The sequence below is a fragment of the Myxosarcina sp. GI1 genome (assembly GCF_000756305.1).
Taxonomy (GTDB): domain Bacteria; phylum Cyanobacteriota; class Cyanobacteriia; order Cyanobacteriales; family Xenococcaceae; genus Myxosarcina.
This window is the reverse complement of sequence record NZ_JRFE01000024.1, coordinates 65015-90299: the sequence shown is the minus strand read 5'-3', so window position 1 is coordinate 90299 and position 25285 is coordinate 65015. Positions and strand designations below refer to the sequence as shown.

Here is a 25285-nt window from a genome sequence, read left to right as displayed (position 1 = left end):
GAATAAAAAATTTTAAAGAAATTTTGCTAAACTCTCTTGAGTGGCGGCAGCGGTTTTGTCCCAGCTAAATAGTTTAGCCCGCTGTAAACCTAAATCCCGCAACTGCGATCGCAACAAAGTATCTCTAACAATTGACTCCATTGCCGCTGTAATTTCACTCGTCTGGTAAGGATCGACAAGGATTGCTGCCTCTCCCGTAATTTCGGGTAAAGAAGCAAGATTGGAAGCGATCGCAGGAGTACCACAAGCCATTGCTTCTAATACGGGAAGCCCAAAACCCTCCCAAAAGGTAGGAAAAACCAATGCGATCGCGCCACTAATTAAAAATGGTAACTCCTGATAGGAAACATAATTAAGAAATTTTATGCGATCGCTAACATCCAACTCTAAGGCTTGTTGCTGTAGTTGGGGAGTGAAACGACGGTCGATTTCACCTGCTATCCACAATTCATATTCCTTGCTGTCAGACATTTTTGCAAAGGCAGCAATTAAACCCTGAAGGTTTTTATAGGGATCTTGACGACCGAGATAAAGAAAATAAGGACGGTTGGAGTTTTTTGTAGTAACCGTTCGAGGATAAAAATTATCGCGATCGTACCCTAATAAAATTGGCGTTATTTTTTTAGCAGAGATGCCGTAGCGATCGCTAATATCTCTGGCGGTAGCTTCAGAATTACAGATAATATGTTCGGCTTGTTGTAAAACTAAAGGTACGACATAGCGAAAATAATTAGTCAAAGGTGAAATTAACTTAGGAAAACGCAAAGGAATTAAATCGTGACACATCACTACATAACGACAATTACGATATAGAGGTGCTTCTGGTAAGGGAGAATAAATTAAATCTGCGTTTGAGTGTCGATATATCTGCGGTAATTTAAGTTGTGTCCAGAGTAGTCGGCGTAAATGTCCGCTGCTTCCCTGTGCTGGAGTCAAATTATTGGGAATTGAAATACACCGAAAAGGCTCGAATTTTTTAGCAGTTAATAGTGTCGGGTTGAGTTTTTGTAAACCAGGAATGACATTAAGAGCATAGGTAGCAATACCTGTGGGTCTGTCAAACAAAAACGAGAGATTGATTAATAGTGAATTAGACAAGATCGATCGCCGAACGAAAATTTAGCTATTTAGAAATTAAGAAAAATAATATCTTACATGCGGTTACATAAACTATTTCGGTAACGCGATCGCGATTAATCGATCGCTAGAGGTTTGGTTTTATCTAAAACTGTCCAAACTTCTGCTAACAATTCATCTAAACCAGTGTGAGTTACTGCCGAAATTTTTAAAATCTTGGCAGTAGTTAGTTTCAAGAATTCTTCCGTTAACAAAGCAAGAATTTCTTCATCTACCGCATCTATTTTATTAAAGGCAATAATCTGCGGACGTTTGTTTAGTCCCCTTCCGTAAGCGGTCAACTCCTGCTGAATAGTTTGATAGTCGGCAATTGGATCGTTAGCAGTAACATCTATTAAGTGTAATAGTAAGCGAGTGCGTTCGATGTGACGCAAAAATTCATGTCCCAAACCGATGCCTTCAGAAGCCCCTGCAATTAACCCTGGTATATCGGCAAATACAGTTCCGTCTCCCGTAGGTTTACGTACTACCCCCAAATTGGGAACTAGAGTAGTAAAAGGATAATCAGCTATTTTTGGTCGCGCCGAAGAAAGAGCGGCAATTAAAGTTGATTTACCTGCATTAGGTAGTCCGATAATTCCTACCTCTGCCAGCAGCTTTAACTCCAAACGCAAACGGCGAGTTTCTCCTTCTAATCCTGGTAAAGCATACTCTGGAGCGCGGTTGCGATTGCTCAGAAAATATTTATTTCCCAAACCTCCTTTACCACCTTCAGCTACCAATAGCGTTTGTCCGTCAGTTACTAAATCTCCTATTATTTCTTGCGTTTCAGCATCGTAAACTGTAGTACCGCAAGGAACTTCTATAAGGCGATCGCTTCCCATAGCACCAGTACGATTGCTAGGACCGCCTCTTTTACCGTCTTCGGCTTTAAAAATACGAGAATACTTAAAATCTAGCAGAGTTTGCAGGCGTTCTGCGGCAGTTAAAATAACCGAGCCACCTTTACCACCATTACCTCCAGCAGGACCACCCGCAGGTACGTATTTTTCTCTTCTAAAGGCAACTATACCGTCACCTCCTTTACCTGCGACAACTTCTATTTCTGCTAGGTCGATAAACTGCATTAGTTATTTGGTCGATCGTGTATCGATAGATCTTAGCAATTTTAATAGATTAACTAAGGCTTAATATCGATCGCCAAATATTGACAGCCAACTATAGGTTATATTGTCGATGGTAATTTTGTGAGTCGAACAGTGTTTTCTAGAAGAAAGTTTTTGTCGCTAACGGGAGTTGGTGTAACGGGAAGCATATTAGCCGCACCGCTTAAAAATCTGTATGCTAAAGCAGATCGAGGTCAATCTGTAATTACTAATAAGTTTGGTACGCTACGCTCAGATCCATCGGGAATCTTAGATTTACCAGCAGGTTTTGAGTATCGCATTCTTTCTCCTGTGGGCGAAACCATGAGTGATGGAAATATCGTACCAAATCATCACGACGGTATGGCAGCTTTTGCAGGGGAAGATGGCGCGACTATTTTGGTTAGAAATCATGAAATTCACCCCCTTCAGACTAAAAACACGCTGGCTGACGATATAGAGCAATACGATCGCTTTTGTGGTGGCGGTACTACTACCTTGATTGTCGATCGCCACAATCGATTGCAACAACACTATCTCTCTTTGGCTGGAACTAACCGTAACTGTAGCGGCGGAACGACTCCCTGGGGTTCCTGGATTAGTTGCGAAGAAACAACCGCTACTCCTTATCCACCTCCAGGATATACACTTCAGGAAAGTCAACAGTACTGGGGTAAAGTATCTCGCAAACACGGATATAACTTTGAAGTCCCCTCTAAAGAAGGATTAGCCAAGCCAATACCTTTAGTTGCTATGGGCAGATTTCGTCATGAGGCGATCGCTACCGACCTGCAAACAGGTTATATTTATCAAACAGAGGATTGTTTGGATAGCTGTATCTATCGGTTTCGACCCCATCGAGCGGGTAAACTAGCGTCAGGCGGAACACTAGAAGCTTTGGCGATCGCCAATCTGCCCAAACTAGATACGGCAGTAAATTTTCCTCTTGGCAAACCCCAACCAGTTACCTGGGTCAAATTAGAAGATGTCGATCCCGAACACGATACCTTACGCTACGAAGCACAAGCGAAGGGTGGAGCGATTTTTAAAAGAGGGGAAGGTATGTGTTACACCGATGGAGAAATTTACTGGACTTGTACTAATGGCGGTAAGGCAGGTATGGGGCAAATTTTTCGCTACAATCCCCTTCAAAAAACTTTGGAACTATTTGTAGAGTCTCCAGGCAAAGGAATTTTAGACTATCCCGATAATTTAACTCAAGCACCCTTTGGCGATCTAATCGTTTGCGAAGACGGTATGGGCGAGCAGTTTTTAGTGGGAATCACTCCCGAAGGTAAATACTATAAATTTGCCCGTAATGCTTTAAATAATAGTGAATTTGCAGGGGTTTGCTTTGCTCCTGACGGTCAGACTATGTTTGTTAATATTTATAATCCTGGCATGACTTTGGCAGTTTGGGGAAAGTGGTAACGATCGATGAACAGCGAACAATTAACAATTAATAATAAGAGTTTAGCTGCGCGAGTGTTACTTGTTTATTGCTAATTGTGAAGGCGTAATTCGAAGGTTTTCTCGCGGACTGAAGCGTTTGCTAACCGCCCGAAATTGCTAATTAAAAAGTAATGAGTAATGAGTGTCCTAATTTAAGTGCGTACTGCTGTAACTGGAGAGATAAAGCATATCGATTGGTCTACTATGTCTACAGCAAAATTAATACTACAATTTATTGTTACATCTTAGTTACTGCCAAAATTTTTTTAAATAGCAGCAATGTTTAGTTCGATCTTTAGCAATCTAATTCCACGCAAGCAGTTTATTCGCTTGAGTTTATTAGGATGTACGTCGCTATCTTTAATTAGTATCTTTCCAGTTTCCGTTCGCGCTGAATCATTGCAAGTAGGAACAAAACCATTTGCTCCTTTTGCTTTCGTTCATGAAGGACAATATATTGGCTTTAGTATCGATCTTTGGCAGGAAGTAGCTAAAGAGTTAGATTTGGAATACGAACTATACGGAGAAACAACTGTCTCGGAGCTATTGAATTCAGTAAGTTCTAAAAATACTGATGTGGCGATCGCAGGAATTACTATAACTTCCGAACGAGAAAAAACTGTAGACTTTTCTTACCCCTTTTTTGAATCAGGATTACAAATATTAGTTCTTTCACGTTCTCAAACTTCTCCGATCGATACCTTTTTCTGGTTGATTTTTTCTCCCATTCTTTTAAAAACTATTGGTGTGTTGCTACTAGTTATTTTTATTTCGGCTCACTTATTATGGTTTTTCGAGCGTAAGCAAAATTCTCAGATGTTTCCACGAGAATATTTACCTGGTATTTGGGAAGCTTGCTGGTGGTCTGTCGTAACCGTAGTTACTGTTGGCTATGGAGATAAAGCACCAATTGGCGTGGCTGGTAGAATAGTCGCCACTATTTGGATGTTTACAGGAGTTTTACTAATATCTTATTTTACTGCTTCGGTTAGTTCTGCTCTAACGGTGCAACAGTTAGCAAGTTCTATTGAAGGACCCGATAGCCTCGATGGAAAAAGGATAGCTACGGTTAAAGGTAGTACGGCAGCAGAATATTTAGCCAATCGACCCATCAAAAGAATTGAATTTGACTTGGTAGAAGATGCCTATGAGTCTCTAGAAGCAGAACGAGTAGATGCTGTAGTTTATGATGCTCCAGTATTACAAAACTATGCAGTTAAAGATGGTGTGGGTAAAGTTAGAGTAGTAGGTCCGATTTTTGAACGACAAAAATATGGCATTGCTCTCAAATCAAACAGTCCTTACCGAGAACCAATCAATCAGGCATTGTTAGAGATAATCGAAAATGGAACTTATGATGAAATTTATCAAAAATGGTTTGGAGAAACGGAATAAATTGCTAATTTTTTTATTGCTTAAATCGGACTTGATACGAGCAACTTAATAGGCGTTCTTTGAGCGATTAAAAACTGCGTAACTTATAACTAACAGAGAAAATTATTTAGTCAGTCATCATCCTGTAAAAATCGTATTGTTAGTATCCGACCGACGCGTATTTAAAGCGTCAAATAATTGCTACATACTGTCTACAGTAGAAGGAAGAACCCAATAACCAATACCATCTTCATTTCCTTCTGGTACTAAATTAGGTAAATTGGTATCTACAGAAGCTTTTTCGTTAGCTGAAGCAGTATAGAAGTGCGCTCCAGTATCGGTATTTAAATAACGATACAAAGGAATAGTTCCTGGTTGAGAAGTTTCATAAGCATAGTAAGCAATGTCTTCATCATTGTAGTTAGGTAGATTATTGAGAACAGAATTTCGCTCTCTATCAAAAATAGTGTAGAGATGAACTCCAGTATCTCTGTTTAGCAGTCGATAAACAGGCGTAACTCCAGTTAAAGCATCTTTTTCATTTAAAGGCACACCTTCAAAAGCAATACCTTCGTTTTTATAGTTAGGTAAATTATCTAAAATATTTTCTCTTTCTACCTCTGAAGCAGTGTAAAAATGTGCTCCAGTATCCCTATTCAAAAAACGATAGACTTCAACATCATCATCTGAATTTTCGAGTTCCTTTGCAGTATTAGCTATTTCTTGAAGGTCGTCATCTATAGTTTCTGGAGACAACCCAAATGAGGCAAAATCTATCAAGGCTTCTGATAAGGGAAAACCAGAAGTGTTTTGTGCCGTGTCATTTAATTGTTCAAAAGTAAAATTACCTAAATAATTAGAATTAGGAATACTACGAAAATTATCAAGTTCCGTTACTAGATTTTGATAAGACAACTGTTGACCGTTATCTAACTCAAAAGTTTCAATTTGATTTTCTGAGTTTTGCCAATCTAAAAGCAAAACGTACTGCTGATTGTCAGTATTAAAAGCATATAAATGTCGATTATCTATATCTAAAAAATAGCTATTAAGATTATTAATACCAATACCGTCAACTATCAAGCTATCATCTTCAGAACTGCTATTGTCAAAAATAACTGCAAATTTATTGGCATTTAATGTATAGCGATCGCCTCCAGAACCTCCAACTAAAATAGCAGCATTATTTTCAGTCAAGCTAGGATCTAAACCTAGATTATCATTTCCTTGCAAGCCATAAATAATTTCTCCATTGTTGGCTAACAAAAAATCATCGTTGCTAGAACTACCGAAAACTGCGGTAAAATTGCCAATTGTCATTATTTTACTCCCTTACAAAAAAAATTTATTAGTCGATATATTTTCATATTTTCTTGGGTTTTGTAGCCAATAGCACTAATATGATTTTTATATTTTTTTTATTAGAGCTTATAAAAAATTTTTGCTTTTATTAAAACCGCTGATTTTGCAGGATGTTAAAAATTAAAGTCAATAAAAGCTTTTTGATAATCAAACTCTGTTTGTCAAATCAATTTTTGCTATTTTAACATAAATGTGTTTTAAAAAAACTACAACTACAAATAACAAAAAAATAATTTGCAAAATAGATCGATAAAATAAATTATTTTATTTAGTAAACCGTATGAATATTGAGTTTTATTTTCTTATTATTATCAAATTTGTAAAGCTTAATTTTGCCAAATTTTTATTGTATGTTGCTCGTCACTACCAGCTAAAGTTTTACCATCGGGAGCAATAGCGATCGCGCCAACCTGCCAACTAGGAGTGGCAATTGTAGCTAGTTGTTCTTTGGTTGTATAATTCCACAATATGATGGTGCGATCGCCATCGGCACTAGCAATTATTTGTCCGTTGGGACTAAAACTAATAGCATTAATTCCCTGTTTGTGTCCCGTAAGAGTCGCTACTTCTTCTCGATCGGTAACATTCCACAGCTTAATAGTTTTATCTTTGCTACCGCTAGCCAGGGTTTGACCATCGGCACTAAAAGCTAGAGCTTCAATTGCCAGTTTATGACCTGCAAACGAGGCGGTTTCTTCTTGACTGGCAACGTTCCACAGTTTAATAGTTTTGTCGGCACTACCGCTAGCCAAGGTTTGACCATCGGCACTAAAAACTAAGGCATTAACCGCTAGTTTATGACCTGCAAACGAGGCAGTTTCTTCTTGACTGGCAACATTCCACAGTTTAATAGTTTTGTCAGCACCGCTACTAGCTAGGGTTTGACCGTCGGGACTAAAAGCCAAAGCATTAACCGCTAGTTTATGCCCTGTCAGTGTGGCAATTTCCGTTTGGCTGGCGATATTCCACAATTTAATAGTTTTATCTTTGGCTGCGCTGGCTAATATCTGTCCATCTGGACTAAAAACTAACGCTAATACTGGTTGGGAATGTCCTGCTAGCTGATATAAATTTGTTTGTGAAATTATATTCCATAACGATTTGCCTGCCGTATTATTGGTAGCTACTGGCGGAGGATTATTTGGTAGAGAAACTGGCTGTTTTGCAGGTGTAGATTTGGGTTCTGAGGATGCTTGAAGCGAGACGGCTTCTGATTTTACTTCAGGAGTTGTCGATTTTTCTACTGGAGAAGTTGTGGCTTGAGTCTTAGCTTTAGTAAAAGCTTGTTTTTTAGGTGCAGTAGACTTCGATGCTGGAGTTTTAAGACGGTCTGGTTTAGCTTTAGTTTCAGCTTTCTCTGATGAAGGTGTAGCGATGCCAGAAGCTGAGTCTGCTGCATTATCGTCGGAATCTTTTACTGATGCTGGTGGCGGTGCGACTTTTGATTCAAATTTGGCTTTAATGTTAGCTTTCTCTGATGCGGGAGTTGGCGATTTGGACTCTGGCGGAGATTTAGAAACGGAAGCAGGCGAGTCCGTTGCATTATTGTCAGCATCTTTTACCACTGCTGATGAAGATGCGGCTTTCAATTCTATTTTGTCTTCTACTGGCGGAGGTTTTATTTCTGTCTTTTGCACCATTACGGTAGCGTCGAGGGTCAAACATTCAAAAACAAATTCGGGTCCTTTTTTTCCTAAAGTAATGCGATCGCCAGACTCTAATTGTCTGGGTTCGCTAATGGGGCGATCGTTAACCAAAGTGCCATTAGTAGTTCCTAAATCTTCGATCTTCCAATTTGAATCGACCATTTTTATCTCTGCATGACGGCGAGATACGGTAAGAAATTTATTTGGTTCTAAAGCAATTTGGCAATCTGGCGAACGACCGATAACTGTAATTTCTGTTGGAGATAGAGAGTATTGTTGGAGATTAGATTCACTAGTAGATGTAGTTTTAATGGTCAAAGAAGCCCAATTAGCATCGTCAAGATTTGCCATAAATTCACCTCTTATCTAACTGTTAACTTTATAAAATTTTGCTTGACAAATATTGCATAATTATTTGTTTTGTCGGTCATATTAAATTTTGGTACACCCAAAAATACGCATTTAAGTAGTTATTTAAATTATTCAAAAAAGCCTTGTTATAGTTATTTACGCTTATTTTCACCTATTTTGTAAAAAAAATATTTAGATAGAGGTTTGAGTATTTGCAGTGAAACTTAAATATACTATTGTATGTATTTAAAATCATACAATTATCTCTCCGCACAAAAAAATAAAATTATTTGCATATTTGCGATCGGTTGGGCGTATTTAATCTATGTAACCTTCAAACACTACTGGAGACAGTAACTTTTTGAAGAGTGCTAGTTGGAGAGTTCTATTAACTTAGTAAATAAAGATTATGGCTGAAGATATTAACGAACTGATCGACCAGTGCGACCAAAAATCGCAAGTTTTAATAACCGATGCGGAAACAGCTTTTGATGAAGTCGATCGCATCGTAGAATTTGCTACTAACTTGGCTGATGAATTGACCACTGCCAACCAGGAAGCTCAAGAAAGTTGGGAGGCAATTATCGCCGAACTAGAGGAAGCAGAAGAATCTCTAGAAACCGAAATGGAAGGCACCAGAGAAAGGCTCACTTCCTTTCAAGAGAAAATTACCGAAGTCGGTGATGGTGTAGCCGAAGCAATGGATCGCTTTAGCACTCGGTTAGAAGAGGTAAAAAGCCGTAAAGCAGAAATGACCGCTCAAATGGAGGAGGAAAAAGAGAATACTACCAATAACTTGGATACTTTTTCAGAAAACCTCCGCAATTTGGAAGAGGCAATAGTCGATTACCAAGAAGCAGCCAACGGCAACATTGACGAACATAATGAGGCTATCAATGCTGCTATAGATAGCTTTGACGAGAAAAAAGCCGAGCTGCTAGAACAATTTGCGGCTTTGGAAACTGAGTTACAAGAGAAACTTGAAACTTTAGCAGACGATTTTTCTAACGTAGAAGAGGAGAGTACTAGTAAAAAAGAAGATTTTGAAAGCAATTTAGACTCTTTAGCCGAAGGGGTAATAGGTGCGATCGCCTCTAAATTTGCCGACGAGGTGATGGCAGAACTTACGGGTTCATCCGAGGGACTTACTAAGGCGTTTTCAACTCTAGATGATGCTGGAGGCGAAATGAGCGAACTACTTGAAGGCAGCATCGGCGAAATTGTCGATAAAGTTTCCGAAGTAACCGATTTAATTGACGAAGTTAAGCCAGTTCTCGACACGGCTAAATCCATATTGTTGTAACCCTTATAAATATTAATTAACAGGAGAATTGATATGGCAGCAGCAGAAGTCCTATCGCAAAATATCGAAGAAACCAGCGAGAAACTCCAGCAAATTATCGATGCTACAGAGTTGGCATCAACTCAAATGACCGAACTCACCGGTCAGTTGGAATCTACCAATAGCAGCTTAGAAGCAGCAAAAGATAACATTATCGAAGGCTTAGAAGCTACTACACAAGAATTTGAAAACGCTCAAACCGAATTTAGTAGCTCTCGCGACGAAATGTTGAGCGTCATGGAAAGTTTACAAGAGGCTCTAGCAGACTTAGAAGAAAGACTAACTAGCGGTGGCGAAACCATAGAGAGCGCAGAAAACGAATTTGGCTCGGATAATGATAGTCGTCAAAGCGAACTAGAAAGTAGTTTAGAAGAGGTGGTAGCGGCATTTGGCGAACTGGCGGAAACCATTTCCGAAATGGAAGACAGCGTCGCCGAAAGTAGTGACGAAACCGAAAGCTTCTTTGACGACTTTACCGAAAGCATAAAAGGTTTGCAGGAGCAAATGGAAACGGCTCAGTCCGATACTGAAAGCGACTTTGATGAAGTGGCAAACAATATCGGTGAAACTTTAAAGTCCGAACTAGACTCAATCCTCAGCGACTTTAGCAGTGAGCTTACCGACGAACAACTCGAAGAAATAAGTTCGGGGTTAGAAGAACTCGGCAAAAACTTCGATGAAATGTTCAACTCTTTTGGCAAAGATACAGAAGATTTAGCCGATCGCCTGAAAGAAACTCTTAATGAAGTTTTAGAAGACTCTCAGGAGTATGCAGGCGAAACCATGAAAGAGCGCATTACCGAAACCTTTGAAGATGCGATCGAAGATTCGGTCAAGGCAATGATGACTGAAGTGGTAGAAAACTTTACCATGATGACTTTTGGCACTTCCGTTACCACGGCACTATCTCCGTTACTGCCAATGATGGCAGCAGCCAAAATTGCGATCGGTACTATTAACGAAGTCTTAAGTCTGGGCGGTATTTTCTAAAACCAGATTGAGATCCAGAGGTTCTAAAGCTATTCGATTTGATAGAACCTACAAACTTTTTACTTTTTACTTTTTACTTTGTTTGGGAGTATTTTGACATGAGCGAATTAAGCGAATCTTTAGATATGATGTCCCAATTGATGACGGATTTTCCCGAAAGATTGGATGGCATCATTATTCAGGCACAGGAAGTAGAAGCCGAAGCCAACGAACTAACCGAAAACGTAGCTGAAAAACAGCAGCAGGTAGCCGAGATTCTGGCACAGGTACAAACCGCACTTAATGAAATGCGCGAAGAAGTAGCCGAACATCAGTCCGAAACTGAATCTCAGGTAGAAAGTTTTGAAAATAGCGTCACTGAATTAACTGATTTTCTCAGCGAGGCTACCCAACAGCTAGATGAAGAGGTGCAAAGTACCCAGGAAAAATTTAGTCAGTTTCAAAGTCAGTTAAACGATAATCGCGACTCGACTAGAGCTAAAGAAGAAGAAAGCAACAGCGAACTTACTCAAGCTCGCGACTCTATTAACGAAAGTCAAGAAAAGTTAGCGACGGCAATGGAAAGCACCATCGAAAAAATTAGCTCGATGCGAGAAAAACTAGAATCGGCTCAAGACTTAATGGAACGAGAAATAGACAGTTTTACCGAACGAGTTAACCAGGGACAAGAGGAAGTTAGTAGCAATATTCAGACTATGGCTAGTGAATTTGCCAGTATCGCCTCTACCTTTAGCGACAGTCTTAACGAAACATCAGAACTTTTATCTGGTGGAGTAGATGGCTTGATGGATAATGCTAAAGAAACCATTCAAGAAGAAATTAGAGAGTTAATTGATAGTGCTGTCGGTAAAGTGACAGACTCAATGGACGACATGGTTAAAAGATTGACCGACTCAGAAGAAGAATCTTCGGGAACGCGACAGCTTCTAGAGCCACTATTCGACCAGCTTGAAGGCTTTATCGATCCCATAGAAGACGGAATTGACAACGTTAGAACAGCAGCAAATAAGTTTGGCGTAGATTTTTGTTAAAACAAATTTTGAAACGGTAATTAACTAGTAGGAGATTAAACAAATGGCAATTGATTTTGAAACCACCGCAGCCGAAACGGTAACGAAGCTACAAGAATTGATGAATCGCGCCGATGAGGCAGGAGAAAACTTATCTCAGGCACGAGAAAGATTAGCTGAGGTATCGGCACAGTTTGATAGTAACTGGTCTAGTCTGGCAGAAAGAGCCGAAGCTTTATTAGAACGAATTTCTGCTGCTAGAGAAGATTTAAGTGGCGAGTCAGAAGCAGTCACTCAAGGCTTTGCCGATATGGAAAGCAGTATTGAATCTTTACAATCGGAAGCCAGTCAGCAGCTAGAGGAAACTAAAGCTGAGTTGGGCGAACTGGGTAACGAATCAGAAACTAATGGCTCGGAATTGAACGACGTATTTGAAGCAGTAAGAGAAACTATCGACAATCTTCAGAGTAAAGTTGAAGAAGTCCAGGAAAATCTGATAGAAAACCTCGCCGACTCGGAGAGCAATCTACAAGATGAAGTATCTGAAGCGATCGCAGCTTACGAAGAAGAAATCGATTCTCAAGCTTCCGAAACTCAAGAGTTAGTATCAAACGATGCTAGTGAGAAATTAAGCGAAATGCTGGCTAACCTGGCAACTCATTTGGAAACCATACAAACCGAACTGAGTACCAAAGCCGAAGACAAAGCCGAAGAAACCAACAGTTCTTCCGAAGAAACTCTGAACGATTTTACCAGCGAGCAAGAAAGCATATTTGGCGATCTTACTGCTAAAGCTCAAGAATTGGAAGATGCTCTGACTACCTTAAGCGAAATGGTAGACACGACCAGTACTACTGTAGATACCACTAAAGATACTTTGGTTGATGGCGTGAGCTTAACCAATGTCGGTATGGAAACTGTTGTGGGACTTATCGATGAAGTCAAAGAATTACTCGGTAAATTCGGCGTTTAGAACAAGCTATAAGCCATTAGCGCAGTCTGGAGCGCATGCTTTTAGCTTTTAAGAGACTATCATTTGCTGATAAGTAAGCAAAATAGTCTCTTATCATTACAGAATCAGCAATGCCAACAAAACGGTAATATCTGTTATAGCGATTAAACTCATGCCACCAAAAGCAGATAAACTCAAGCAAACTATAGAAAACTTGCAGCTTTTTTTAGCCAGAAGAACCGACGACCGCGAAGATTTAGCCGATATAGAACGAAAGTTGGTTCAGTTTAAAAAAGTCCTGGATATTCAAAAGCTAACCGTCCAGATTGTAAGTGACGAACCATTGCTGGCACAAGCTTTATTCGATCTAATTAATAGTAAAAAAGAGCTAAAAGAAGTTCTTCAGCTAAAGTTCGATCCCATTCCCAAGCCAGTAGTAAAAGTTACACCCAAGCAGTTTGCCAGCATACAGTTAAGGCAGTTCCAGCAAAACTCTACAGGAGTACAGCAGTATTTTGAACTTAGTTCGGATAAAGAAAAGCTAATTGGCAGATCCCATGAATGCGATATTGCGATCGCTCCCAACTTATATCAGGGAGTTTCTTGGAATCATGCAGCAATCGAACCAGTTGTTAACGGCGAAGCTACTCAATGGCAAATTTGCGATCGCGGCAGTACCAACGGCACTTTCGTCAACGGCAGAAAAATTACCGAGTGTCAGCTACTCCAGTCTAAAGACATAGTTACTTTAGCTTCTCCAAGGTTTAGTGAAGGTATTGCCGAACTAGTTTTTACTACTAGAGTTGAAACTCCCAACTCAGATGGCACGGATCGAGAATATTGGGATATCGTCGATTGCGATTTACTGTTTGTAGTTATTGACGGTAAACAGGCACCCACGACAGAAGTAACGGCATTTATCCGCGATCTCGACAATACCTGCATTTCCAAACAGTTTTTGGTGGTAGACATACCCAATCCCAAACAAGAACCAGAAGTCGCCAAAAATGCCGACGCTAATCTTAGCGAACTAGAAAACTGGCTTAAAAACGAAGTTGCAGACAAAGGTTTTGAGTTAATTCCTCTGTATCTCAAACCCTATTACAGCGAAGATACCGATCTCGAAATCGATCCCAAACTGCAAAAAAAACAAGACCGCTTTTTTAAAGTCGTTGAAAGTTCTGTCAAGCGTCAACCAGAAAATATGTTAGCCAAACGCATAGCGGTTAAAGTCGTCCGTGCCGCAGAACCAATCGAACCAGTTTTATATCACCAACAAGAGGAATTAATCCAGAAAATAACTCAAGAACAACAGGAAATAAAAGCTTTAGAACAACTCAACTTTAAAGAAATTAGCAAAAAAGCGATCGCGCAAGCCAATCAGGATAAAGACAAGTTTTTCAAACAAATAAAACTAGATGTAGCTAACTCTAAAGCAGCACTGCTAGATATTTACAGCAAAAAAAGTATTATTTACAAAGTTCAAGATTTTGTCGATCGCCTCAATCCCATTGTTTTCAATAAACATGGACAAAAAATTATTCAGTTAAACGATGATTCTCAACCAGATTCGGAAGATATTAATGAAAGTTTAATTGGCTTTTGTACTACTTCTTTAGAAAGTTGGGCGATCGAAGAATGGCAACGCATTCAACATATTTACGATCGCGGCGGATTAAATAGCTTATTAGATCGACTTTACCAAACAGTTAATATCGTCCCCAATCTCTTACCAGAATCTATTTTTTCCCAACCAGAAAGAATCGACATAAAAGATAATTTTCTAATTTCTTTTGCTGGTACTAACTGCGAAGTAAGTCACAAACAAAAATCTTTGGGTGCATACATCATGAAGCAACTAAGAAGTCAAATGATGCAAGTTATGATGATGCTAACTTTATTGCTGGGATTTGTAGGCATTAGTGCTAATAAAGGTCAAATGATGAAAAATCTTTCAGGCATGTTTCAAGAGCAACCTTGGTTTTTTGGCATATTTGTCTGTGCGATTATTTTCCTGTTAGTTAATGCATACAATAACGACAACAAACATAAATTAGAAGAAGCGGGTACGAAACTAAAGAAAGACCTGGCTAGCTATTATCAATCGTTTACTAAAAATTTATTAGATAAAGTAATTCAAGATATTAACCTGGCATTAGACTCAGAAGATAAAAAGATTGCTGATACTCTTGAATTTATAAGCGATACTTATACCGATCGCATAGTAGAAGTTGAAAAGCAGCAAATTCAAATTAAAAACAATCTAGAAAAATATCAAGCTCAACAGAAAATTTTGTCAAATGAGCTATCAGAGTTTGAGGAATTAAAGAAAATGTAGTGATTTAATAGGTTGTTTTGTTTTAAATAAAATACGGTGTAAAGCAATCGTGTTTGTTAAATTTCCTAGTTTGATAAATAGCGATTGCTGTTTTCAAAAATTGTATCCACCCTGAAAGACAATAATGTAATGTAGTTTTGTTAGACTCAATTGCAATATACGGTCAATCTATTGCAGCAGTAATAACTTTAGTTAACTCTTCTTCTTTCCAGGGCTTATGCAAACAAGCATGAAGATTGGCTTTTTGTTTGGCTCGTTCGATTGCAGTTTCGTCAGCCTGTCCAGTGAGCATTATGGTTTTGAGTTTGGGAAAACGTTGATGAATATTAATGAGAAATTCATCTCCCTTAGTTCCTGGCATTAACCAGTCAGAGACAATAACGATAATGTCAATTTCTTCATCATTTAGTTCCTCAATTACTTCCCAGGCTTCTTCAGCACTTTGAGCCACTTCATAGGTAAAGCGGGTTCCAAATTTTCGTTTGAGTTGCTCTCTCAAACTATCTAAAATAATTACTTCATCATCGACACAGAGAATTGCAGACTCAGACATAGTTTTTGTTGATTAATCGTTAGTTGTTATAGTGCGACTACTTCTTACTGTCTGTCTACTGTCAGTAAGTAGCTAGTTGTTAAATTTAGTTTGTCCTAGTTCACTACTATCAGCAATAGTTCTTTAGTATTTATTAGTCTTTTGCAGACTGATGTTCGATAGTTTTTTTTTCGATCGCAATTTAGAGCATTGTTTTGGGAATCTTAAAGTTAATAGCGCCTAAAAATTAATGAAGATAGTGTAGCTCTCTCGAATTAAGCAAAACTACTAGTAGAAGCAAGTTATGTTACTGCTAGCTTGTTTATGAATTAGTTGGTGTAATTCAAGCTAATTCTGCTGATGACGAAGTTATAAAGACATTATGAATAACTTAGTTTATAAACAAAATTCAAACCAAAAATTCCATTTACCAGAATGGTCGGTGTTAGTCATAGCACTTTTGATATCTCTTACTACAATAGTTTCTATTAATAAAATCAATCAATGGGCAGAAAAAAGCGCTCGTACCAAAATTCTTTTACTTAATATGAAAGAACAGTTAAGTAGACTGAATTTATTAGAATGGGAAGCTATTGCCAAGTACCAAATAAACGAGCGCAAACTAGAACAGAACGTCAGTCAAGAATTAGAGGAAAGTCGAGAAGAAACGTCAATAGTATTGAAGAATTTAAAAGCTCTCGATTCTAATCGAGAGGAACTAAGCAATTTTTTCATTCTTCAAAAACAATATGAAAGTCAAATAAATCGAGCCTTGCAATTATTGATTAGCGAAAACTTTCAAAATTTAATAGAAATAAATGAAGAAGAAATTGATAAAGTTTACGATGAATTGTATGCAGAAATTTCCAATCTGGAAAAGATTTACATAGAGCGAGAACAACAAGCAAGAACAATTGCTAATTTTGGTTCTGCTTTATCATTGTTAGTTGCAGGATTGGCTTTAGGGATAGTTTTTTGGCAGTTTAATAAAAAACTATGGCATAAAAACCACGATTTGGAAACAGCACTGTTAGAACTCAAGCAAACACAAGCACAGTTAATTCAACAAGAAAAAATGGCAGCCTTGGGACAGCTAGTAGCTGGAGTAGCTCACGAAATAAATACTCCTTTGGGTGCAATTCAAGCTTCTGCCGACAATACCACTAAAGCTTTAAAAGAGGCTCTATCAGAATTACCTTTACTGGTTAAACATCTTAACTCAGCGCAACAACAATGCTTTTTTGAGTTAACAACTCAGGCAATAGAAAATAAACCAGTTCTAACTTCTAGTGAAAAACGCCCTCTCAAACGCCAGCTGACTAAATTATTACAAGAACAAGAAATAGATAATGCAAGAAATATAGCCGATACTTTAATAGATATTGGAATTGTTAGTAAAAACAAAACTGATTTTTCTTGTGATTTGTCTTATTCAGATAGTACGCTTCACAATTATTTACCGCTTTTAAAACATCCTCAAGTAAATTGGATTTTGCAATTAGCCTATAATTTAACTCGTTTGCTAGGCAATAATCGTACTATTTCTACAGCAGTAGAAAGGGCTTCCAAGATAGTTTTTGCTTTAAAAAACTATACTCGTCAAGACCAAAAAGGCGAAAAACAACTAACACAAATTATCAATGGAATTGAAACAGTATTAGAGATTTATCACAACCAAATTAAGCGAGATATCGAACTAATTCGTAATTATCAAGCTTTACCCGAAATTTGGTGCTATCCTGATGAATTGATTCAGGTTTGGACTAATCTAATTCATAATGCAATACAGGCTCTTGAAGGTAAAGGAAAAATTGAGATTGTTACCAAGCAGATAGAAAATAGTATTTTGGTGCAAATTGCCGATTCGGGCTCTGGAATCGAGCCCGAAGTTAGAGCAAAAATTTTCGAGCCATTTTTTACTACTAAACCAATGGGAGAAGGAAGTGGTTTAGGGTTACATATCTGTAAAAAAATAATCGAGAAACATCAAGGAAGTATTAAAGTTGAAAGCCAGCCTGGGCATACTAAATTTAGTGTTTATTTGCCTATCGCTCCCGATCGATTAAATTGAAATAATTTAGGAGTAATTTTTAATTATGTCTAGTGCGGCAATTCTCTGTGTTGACGATGAAATAGTTATTTTAGAAAGTCTTAAAGAACAACTCAAACGCAATTTTCGCGATCGCTATATTTACGAAGTAGCAGAAAGTGCCGAAGAAGCTTGGGAAGTAATTGAAGAGTTACAGGAAGACGATATCAAAATTTTAATTATTGTTTCTGATTGGTTGATGCCAGGAATTAAAGGAGATGAATTTTTGATTCAAGTCCATCACAAATTTCCCAAGGTAGTTACCGTGATGCTCACGGGACAGGCTGACGAAGCCGCGATTGTAAGAGCCAAACAAAAAGCCAATCTCTATGCTTGTTTGTACAAACCTTGGACGGAACAGGAACTGTATTTAACGATTGACTCGGCGCTGGAGTAATTTATGAATAGAGCGGCAATTATTTGTGTTGATGATGATTATGTAATTCTTAAAAGTTTGGGCGAACAACTCAAGCGCAGTTTTGGAGGAGAATACGATCTAGAATTAGTTGATTGTGGCTCGGAAGCGATCGCTATTTGTGCCGAACTAGTAGCAGAAGGCATCGACATTCCCGTAGTTATTTCCGACCAAAATATGTCAGAAATGACAGGCGATCGCTTGTTAATCGAACTACATTCTCTCTATCCCGAAACTCTTAAAATCTTGTTAACAGGACAAGCAGACGCAGATGCGGTAGGCAATTTGGTTAATGCTGCCGCTCTCTATCGTTACGTTACCAAACCCTGGAACGAAACCGATTTAATTCTTACTGTCAAAGAAGCTTTAAAACGCTACCAGCAAGAACAGCAATTAGCAGAACAAAACCAGATTTTAACAGAGGTCAATCAACAGTTAGCTAATTCAATTTCTTTACTGCAAGCAACTCTTGACGCTACGGCAGACGGTATATTAGTTTTAGATAACAATGGCGATGTGATTAATTTTAATCAGAAATTTGTGGATATTTGGGAGTTGCCTTCTGAAATCGAGCGCGATCGCCAACAAGTTCTAGGTGTGGTTCTCGAACGACTTACCCAACCTCATGCTACTAGTTTAAAAGTTAGACCTACTCAATTAGCGGGCGATAATTATGCTTGCTTGGAATTAAAAAATGGCAAAATTTTAGAGTGTTATACTCAAGCCCAGCAACTTCAAGAACAAACCATCGGCAGTGTTTGGAGTTTTCGCGACATTACCGAATATAAAAAAGCTCAAGCAATAATTCAACATCAAGCTTTTCACGACTCTTTAACCAATTTGCCCAACAGGGCTTTATTCGACCGACAACTAGCCAAAGCGATCGATCTTGCCGCTCGAACTAGTAAGATGCTAGCAGTAATGTTCGTAGATCTCGATCGCTTCAAAATTATTAACGATACCCTCGGTCATGCTGTCGGCGATCTTTTACTCAAACATGTGGTAGAAAGATTGCAGAATTCAGTTAGAGAACAAGATCTAATTTCTCGTTGGGGAGGAGATGAATTTACTTTATTGCTACCAGAAATTAGTTGTCATGAAGCTGCTTCGGCGATCGCTGAGAGAATTTTAGAAAATCTCAAACCAAGATTCAACTTAGATGGACATTACTTGCACGTTAGCAGTAGCATTGGAATTGCTGTTTTTCCTAATGATGGCAAAGATGCCGATACTTTACTCAAAAATGCTGATGCTGCTTTGTATCAAGTTAAGGAACGAGGCAGAAATAATTATCAACACTACAGCAAGCTATTCAATTCTCAAGCTCATCAATTATTAAGTCTAGAAAACGATTAACACAATGCCTTAGAAAAACAAGAATTTACCCTTCACTATCAACCAATTGTGGAAATAAAGACGGGTAAAATTGTTACAATGGAAGCCTTGTTGCGTTGGCAACATCCTCAACTCGGTTTGGTTCGCTCCGACCTGTTTACTCAAAGAGTTTCCCTTTAATACTATTAAGTTCGATCGCTCTTTTATTAAAGACTTGAGTGTAAACTCTAAAAACCTAGCTATTATCAATGCCATTATTACTTTAGGCAAAGGACTCAATCTTCACATTGTTGCCGAAGGAGTTGAATCGGAACAATTAAAAAATTTACTGGAAACTTTACACTGCAACTATATGCAGGGTAACTTTTTCAGTCTAGCCGTACCTGTAGTTGAAGCGACTAATTTGTTGATGAGGCAAGACCCTACAACAAGTCTGGTTAAATAAGATCGATATTTCAGCGATGTTGGTATTACTTACAATTCATCCTTCATATTCAATCCTGGTCGGGGCATAGGTGCTAGTTGGCGTTTGTTTAACTGGCGTAGCCAAAAACCGCCTAAAACGGCAATTATCAAGCAAATCCAGCCAGTAACGGGCTGTAATAACAGAAAACCCCCGATCGCCAGCATCGAGCCAAATAGTAACAATGTGGCAGCAATTACTTTAACAATATCTCTACCCAAGTTTTGTTCGGCAGTAATTCCCGTTCGTTCTCTCTGTCTCTGCCAGCCAATTCCGCCAGGGCGCACTCGCAGGTAAAATTCATCTAAAGTTGCATCAGATTCTGGGGGAGTGAGATACATAACAATTATCCAAATTAAAGCGGTAGCTGCCGAAATAATTAGTAGCCGATAGCCAAAATCAATTTGATTAAAGTCGGAATTGATGCTGGTAACTAAACCAATAATAAACCCTCCCAGCATTGCCGCTAATTCTGCTGCGGCATTAATACGCCACCAAAACCAACGTAAAATTAACACTAAACCAGGACCCGTACCAATGGCAATTACCAAACGAAATACGGTAGTTATATCACTAGCATATAGTGCGGCGATCGCGCCAAATACCGTAACTAATACCGAAGTCAATCGACCAACGCTGACTAATTCGGCTTGACTGGCATTGGGTTTGAGAAAGCGACGATAAATATCATTAGTTAAATAAGAAGCACCCCAGTTAATCGAAGTCGAAACCGTACTCATAAATGCTGCAATGAGAGAAGTAACTACCAACCCTAAAACTACAGGTGGTAAAAAATCGAGCATCAGTTTGGGATAGCCTAACTCTCTATCTTCTAAATCGGGATAAATTACTAACGCCACCAAGGCTACAATAATCCAGGGCCAAGTGCGAATTATATAGTTTAAAATATTAAAAAACCAGGAAGACTTTTCCGCTTCTGCTTCATCTTTAGCCGCCGCCAAACGCTGAATAAATTCGCCACCGCCATCGCTACGCCGAAACGACCACCACTGAAGAAATAAATAAGCCGAAAAAGTAGTCAGGGGAATACCAGCGGCATCACTCCAGCTAAATCTACCGCTGTCAAACTGCAAAGGAAAAAAAGCCAACACGTCAATATCGGTTATTTGCCGTACCTGGGGAATTAGTTGGTGCATTCCCCCGACGCTATTTACTGCAACTATAGCAGTGACGATCGCACCTAATAAAGCCAGAAAAAACTGAAAGAAATCTGTGGCTACTACTCCCCACAATCCAGAAAATCCTGCATATACTAGAACTAAAATACTAATTCCAATAACACTCCACAGCTTGAGGTTTTCCCCTGGAGTAAACCCCAAACTCTGCCATAGTTGCAAAGCATCAACTACTTTAACCATTGCCAACATCGCGTAGCCGATACCGATACAGTTAATTGGTACGGCAAACAAAAAAGCCTTTGTTCCCCTCAAAACTGCCGCAGTTTTGCCCCCGTAGCGCATCTCGATCAGTTCGGCATCGGTGACAATTTGCGATCGCCGCCAGAGTCGGGAAAAAATATAGATTAGCACCACATGAGATAAACCAAAACTCCACCATTCCCAATTACCTGCGATACCGCGACTGGCTACTACACCGCAGATGTACAATGGTGTATCAATCGAAAAGGTGGTAGCTGCCATACTCGTCCCCGCCAACCACCAGGGCAGCGATCGCCCAGAAACAAAAAAGTCTTCCATACTAACAGCAGCTTTGCGAGATAGATATAACCCCATAGCGATCGTCAAGATAAAGTAGAGCAGAACGATGAGCCAGTCGATTAGTTGCATTTTGTTTGATTTACAAGGGTAAGCGCGATCGAGATTTATGAATTATGACAAATAACTTGTCTGATGCCCACTTAGATTAAACTTCTGGTGTTATTGTTTGCTATATAAGCGCGATCGCTTTTTGGATGCTATTCTATTCACAGTATCGCGATTACCGTGTTAAAGTGATAGTAAATTATAAACAGCAGGGAGCAAAGGATATCTTTAACGGTGATGATACGAGATATGCTCGTAAAGCCTGTCCCCAAAACCTGTGGAAAATTGCTAGGCGAAAGTTAGACCAATTGGATTTTGCTGCTAGCTTGAATGACTTACGTTTGCCTCCTAAAAATAGATTGGAGGCTTTAAAAGGCGATCGACAGGAGCAACATAGTATTCGTATAAATAACCAGTATCGAATATGCTTTGTTTGGTCAGACGATGAAGTTCGAGATGTTGAGATTGTAGATTATCATTAAAAGGAGGCAACCTTGGTTAATGTTCCAACTAATAGACCACCAACTAGTCCTGGCGAAATGTTGAAAGAAGAATTTCTCGAACCAATGAGACTTACTCAGCAACAACTTGCCGATGGGATTGGTGTCAGCTATCAAAGGATTAACGAACTAATTAATGGTAAACGTGGTATTACTATTAGTACTGCTTTGAGATTGGCGAAATACTTCAATACATCTCCCGACTTTTGGCTTAACCTTCAAAGAGCCAATGACCTCTATCGAGTAATGCAAAAAGAAGCCGAACAAATTGAGAAAATTCAACCAATAGTTTGATGTATGGCATAATTTTTTTAGCGCTTGCTATTAATTTTTCAATACATTTCCTGAGCGTCGGATGCCAAACGAACGGTAGTTACCCCATGACGCAGTTGTTTTTGTCTTCGCAGCCAAGAATAGCGAATCGCAGGGCGTAATAGAGAAATAAACTGTTTGACTCCCCATCTGATTAGACTGCTAGAACGCAAAATTTTAGCCTGTAGTAGTTCTCGATCCTGTAGTTGCTGAATTTTGATAATTTCTGGCTGGCGATCGCTTTGAATGTTTGGCAATACGGTATCTATTTTTTGGCGATCGACTTTTGCCTGCAATAAAGGTATTAAATAGTTAGCAGCAACAATAACATCTCGCAACGCCATATTGATTCCTTGAGCGCGGATCGGTGACATGGGATGAACGGCATCACCCACTAACAATAATCCTGGTATGTACCATCGAGGACAGAAACCGACTATTACAGATAGTAAAATTGGGTTGCTTATGGTATTTCCATAGATTTGTAGATGTTTTGCCAGCCAGGGAGGAGAATTTGCTACTAACATTTGCTGCCAGTCTATCTGTTTCCAGTCTAAATCTAAATCATCTTCAGGATGCAAACCCCAGCCAATTTGCAGTTTTCCCTGGGAACTGCGAAAACAGCCAAAGCCATCGCGGTCTTGTAAAATCGAACAAAAGGTGTTTTCTTTCTCAAATAGCGATCCCGCCTCTAACTCAAACCAAAGTAGATTGATACTGTGAGCTTGAGTTTTCAACTCCAAACCCGCTCGTTGCCGCATTATCGAATTACGACCATCAGCAGCAATAATTACATCTGCGGTAATTTTAGTTCCATCGGCTAATCTTACTCCAGTAACGCGATCGCCTTCTTTTAAAAAATCTCTAACTGGAGTACTCAAACTCAATTCAAACTCGGGATATGCTTGACACTGTTTTACTATTGCCTCTAGCAGATGTGGTTGTGAAACTAAAGTACAAGGTTTATCGCCAAACATCGGTTCTGCTACCCGAAAAAGCGGTCGCTCGTTGAGAAAAAATTCCCAACCACTTAAAGCTGTCTGGGGAACCTCGGCTAGCAACTCAGTCAACCCCATTTGCTCTAAAGCATCCAAACCACTGGGCATCAAAGCTTCACCGCGAAACACACGCCGAAAATCGCGAGCGGCTTCAATCAGCTTAACTGTAATACCTTGTCGCACTAGCAGTAAAGCTAATGTAGCTCCTGTTGGTCCCGCGCCAATAATTGCTACTTGAGTCATAAGCGATCTTTTTTTTTGCGCGATCGTCATAATTCCATAATATTAAGTTATTTTTTCATCACATAACTGTTAAATGGGTCAATACTGACAGACTTAAAACGAATTGTAAGAAATACTCAAGGCACAAATACTACATGTAAACTTCAATTTTTAAACCATACAACTAATTTTTTTGTTTGTAGGAAACTTTATTTTTTTGGTGTTGTGTGATATGTTGCTAAGTGTTTAGATGCATTAAATATTTTTAAATTATCAATAAATTTCCTTGCCAACACCAAACAAACAAGCTAGACATTTTCTTGCATTGACGTACGGTATTTTGTAGCATTCTAAAACAAGCTGTTTTCTTAAAAAAGAAATGACTCGAAAACCGATCTTAACGATTTTTTATCAGTTCAATCCCTGGCAAAGTAGTATTGGAGGGATTCAAACAGTCATTCGTTCTTTTATTAAATATGCTCCAGATAAGTTTCAAATAAGATTGGTGGGGACTGGCAAGCCTAATTCTGCGATCGGAGTTTGGCAAGAAGCAGATTACGCTGGCAGAGCAATTCAGTTTATGCCCTTGGTTGGTATTGAAAACGACGATGTCAGAGGCTTGATTCCAACTAGTGTAAAATATACTGTGGCTCTTATCGGTCGTAATTTTGCTTCTGATTTTATGCATTTTCATCGCATAGAGCCAACCCTGTTCGCATTGAAATGGCGAGGAGAAAAGTCTTTATTCGTACATAACGATATTCAACAGCAAGTTAATTCTACCAATAACAAAAATGCCATTCTCTGGAAATATTTTCCCCAAGGCTATTTTGCCCTGGAAAATGCAGTAATCAAACAATTTACTCAAGTTTACGTTTGTAATACGGAAGCATTAAAATTTTATCGACAGCAATATTCAAACCTAGTAGAGCGAATTAACTACGTTAAAAATGCTGTGGATAATGAAATTTTCCACTCTATAACCTTAGAGCACAAACAAAAACAGCGAAAGCATTTTGCCAGCCAGCTAAGTTTGGCAGACAATACTCAATTTATTCTCTTTGCTGGTCGTCTACATCCACAAAAAGACCCCATTTTGTTGCTTCGTTCTTTTGCTGCTTTAAAAACTGCTCAAGTTCATCTATTGATTGCAGGAGAAGGAGACTTAGCTAATGAAGTGCGCGCAGAAATTGATTCGCTGGGAATATCGCAACAGGTGACAATGCTGGGAGCAGTAGATCGCCAAAAAATGGCAGAATTGTACCGTTTAGCCAGTGTTTTCATTCTTACCAGCGTTTATGAGGGTCTACCTATAGTTGTTTTAGAAGCTCTAGCTTGCGGAACGCCAATTGTGACCACAAAAGCTGGGGAAACTCCTAAAATTTTGACATCTGATAGTGGAGTAGTCGCTCGCGATAGAACCCCTGAAGCTATTGCTGAAGCTTTACAACAAGTACTGCTAAATTCAGCAGATTATCCCATAGAGGCTTGTGTTCGGGTCGCTCGTCCATACGCCGCTAAAACAGTTATTAAAAATGTTTACGACCGAATGTGGCAAAACTGGCAACACCAAAATCTCTCTGTTGCTTGAGATAA

Annotated in this window: 22 protein-coding genes; 15 read left to right on the top strand and 7 right to left on the bottom strand. The window is 39.0% G+C overall.

Going from position 1 to position 25285, the window contains the following annotated elements; all coding sequences use genetic code 11:
• Positions 1-12: 12 nt before the first annotated feature.
• Together KV40_RS17835 and obgE are read right to left on the bottom strand one after the other, a co-directional pair.
• On the bottom strand, positions 13-1098 hold the full coding sequence (locus KV40_RS17835) for a glycosyltransferase family 1 protein (protein ID WP_036484393.1): 1086 nt from the start codon (positions 1096-1098) through the stop codon (positions 13-15).
• 95 nt (positions 1099-1193) lie between these two features.
• Complete coding sequence (obgE, locus tag KV40_RS17830) at positions 1194-2204, bottom strand: GTPase ObgE (protein WP_036484391.1); 1011 nt, start codon at positions 2202-2204, stop codon at positions 1194-1196.
• 120 nt (positions 2205-2324) lie between these two features.
• Here obgE and KV40_RS17825 point away from each other — a divergent pair, with 120 nt between their 5' ends.
• Both KV40_RS17825 and KV40_RS17820 read left to right on the top strand, forming a co-directional pair.
• The gene (locus KV40_RS17825; protein WP_253274300.1) at positions 2325-3653 is read left to right on the top strand and encodes an alkaline phosphatase PhoX; all 1329 of its coding nucleotides are present in this window, start codon (positions 2325-2327) and stop codon (positions 3651-3653) included.
• 300 nt (positions 3654-3953) lie between these two features.
• Entirely contained in the window at positions 3954-5069 is a 1116-nt protein-coding gene (locus KV40_RS17820) for a transporter substrate-binding domain-containing protein (RefSeq protein WP_036484387.1), read from the top strand.
• A 180-nt stretch (positions 5070-5249) separates the two neighbouring features.
• Here KV40_RS17820 and KV40_RS17815 read toward each other — a convergent pair whose 3' ends face one another.
• The gene (locus tag KV40_RS17815) at positions 5250-6368 is read right to left on the bottom strand and encodes a hypothetical protein (protein WP_036484385.1); all 1119 of its coding nucleotides are present in this window, start codon (positions 6366-6368) and stop codon (positions 5250-5252) included.
• Positions 6369-6736: 368 nt separating this feature from the next.
• Entirely contained in the window at positions 6737-8407 is a 1671-nt protein-coding gene (locus tag KV40_RS32290) for an FHA domain-containing protein (RefSeq protein ID WP_052055736.1), read from the bottom strand.
• A gap of 409 nt (positions 8408-8816) precedes the next feature.
• Here KV40_RS32290 and KV40_RS17805 point away from each other — a divergent pair, with 409 nt between their 5' ends.
• The 5 genes from KV40_RS17805 to KV40_RS17785 all read left to right on the top strand — a co-directional run bounded on the left by KV40_RS17805 (position 8817) and on the right by KV40_RS17785 (position 15039).
• The gene (locus tag KV40_RS17805; RefSeq protein WP_036484382.1) at positions 8817-9710 is read left to right on the top strand and encodes a hypothetical protein; all 894 of its coding nucleotides are present in this window, start codon (positions 8817-8819) and stop codon (positions 9708-9710) included.
• 33 nt (positions 9711-9743) lie between these two features.
• A complete protein-coding gene (locus KV40_RS17800) occupies positions 9744-10739 on the top strand; it encodes a hypothetical protein (RefSeq protein ID WP_036484379.1) in 996 nt (331 codons plus the stop codon).
• Between the two features lie 98 nt (positions 10740-10837).
• Positions 10838-11770, top strand: coding sequence for a hypothetical protein (locus KV40_RS17795; RefSeq protein ID WP_036484955.1), 933 nt, complete (start codon positions 10838-10840; stop codon positions 11768-11770).
• Positions 11771-11813: 43 nt separating this feature from the next.
• On the top strand, positions 11814-12722 hold the full coding sequence (locus KV40_RS17790) for a hypothetical protein (RefSeq protein ID WP_036484376.1): 909 nt from the start codon (positions 11814-11816) through the stop codon (positions 12720-12722).
• Positions 12723-12873: 151 nt separating this feature from the next.
• The gene (locus KV40_RS17785) at positions 12874-15039 is read left to right on the top strand and encodes an FHA domain-containing protein (RefSeq protein WP_036484373.1); all 2166 of its coding nucleotides are present in this window, start codon (positions 12874-12876) and stop codon (positions 15037-15039) included.
• A gap of 163 nt (positions 15040-15202) precedes the next feature.
• Here KV40_RS17785 and KV40_RS17780 read toward each other — a convergent pair whose 3' ends face one another.
• A complete protein-coding gene (locus KV40_RS17780) occupies positions 15203-15592 on the bottom strand; it encodes a response regulator (RefSeq protein ID WP_036484370.1) in 390 nt (129 codons plus the stop codon).
• Between the two features lie 361 nt (positions 15593-15953).
• Here KV40_RS17780 and KV40_RS17775 point away from each other — a divergent pair, with 361 nt between their 5' ends.
• The 5 genes from KV40_RS17775 to KV40_RS36735 are packed head-to-tail and all read left to right on the top strand — an operon-like array spanning position 15954 to position 19855.
• Positions 15954-17642, top strand: a complete 1689-nt coding sequence (locus KV40_RS17775; protein WP_036484367.1) for a sensor histidine kinase — start codon at positions 15954-15956, stop codon at positions 17640-17642.
• 25 nt (positions 17643-17667) lie between these two features.
• Entirely contained in the window at positions 17668-18057 is a 390-nt protein-coding gene (locus KV40_RS17770) for a response regulator (RefSeq protein WP_036484365.1), read from the top strand.
• Between the two features lie 3 nt (positions 18058-18060).
• Complete coding sequence (locus KV40_RS17765; RefSeq protein ID WP_253274299.1) at positions 18061-19431, top strand: diguanylate cyclase domain-containing protein; 1371 nt, start codon at positions 18061-18063, stop codon at positions 19429-19431.
• Positions 19432-19479: 48 nt separating this feature from the next.
• Positions 19480-19590 (top strand): hypothetical protein, encoded by a 111-nt coding sequence (locus tag KV40_RS36740; RefSeq protein ID WP_253274298.1) that lies wholly within the window; start codon positions 19480-19482, stop codon positions 19588-19590.
• 34 nt (positions 19591-19624) lie between these two features.
• Positions 19625-19855 carry an EAL domain-containing protein gene (locus tag KV40_RS36735; protein WP_253274297.1) on the top strand — a complete coding sequence of 77 codons (231 nt, stop codon included), beginning with the start codon at positions 19625-19627 and terminating at the stop codon, positions 19853-19855.
• Between the two features lie 29 nt (positions 19856-19884).
• On the opposite strand, the gene KV40_RS17760 is transcribed toward KV40_RS36735, so the two are convergent.
• Entirely contained in the window at positions 19885-21681 is a 1797-nt protein-coding gene (locus KV40_RS17760; protein WP_036484363.1) for a sodium:solute symporter family protein, read from the bottom strand.
• A gap of 164 nt (positions 21682-21845) precedes the next feature.
• On the opposite strand from KV40_RS17760, the gene KV40_RS17755 reads away from it, so the two are divergent.
• Complete coding sequence (locus KV40_RS17755; protein ID WP_036484954.1) at positions 21846-22139, top strand: type II toxin-antitoxin system RelE/ParE family toxin; 294 nt, start codon at positions 21846-21848, stop codon at positions 22137-22139.
• 12 nt (positions 22140-22151) lie between these two features.
• Entirely contained in the window at positions 22152-22451 is a 300-nt protein-coding gene (locus KV40_RS17750; protein ID WP_036484360.1) for a HigA family addiction module antitoxin, read from the top strand.
• A 38-nt stretch (positions 22452-22489) separates the two neighbouring features.
• Here the strand turns inward: KV40_RS17750 and KV40_RS17745 are convergent, their stop codons facing one another.
• Positions 22490-23710, bottom strand: coding sequence for an FAD-dependent monooxygenase (locus KV40_RS17745; RefSeq protein ID WP_036484357.1), 1221 nt, complete (start codon positions 23708-23710; stop codon positions 22490-22492).
• A 358-nt stretch (positions 23711-24068) separates the two neighbouring features.
• On the opposite strand from KV40_RS17745, the gene KV40_RS17740 reads away from it, so the two are divergent.
• Positions 24069-25280 carry a glycosyltransferase family 4 protein gene (locus tag KV40_RS17740; RefSeq protein WP_036484355.1) on the top strand — a complete coding sequence of 404 codons (1212 nt, stop codon included), beginning with the start codon at positions 24069-24071 and terminating at the stop codon, positions 25278-25280.
• The last annotated feature ends 5 nt before the right edge of the window (positions 25281-25285 follow it).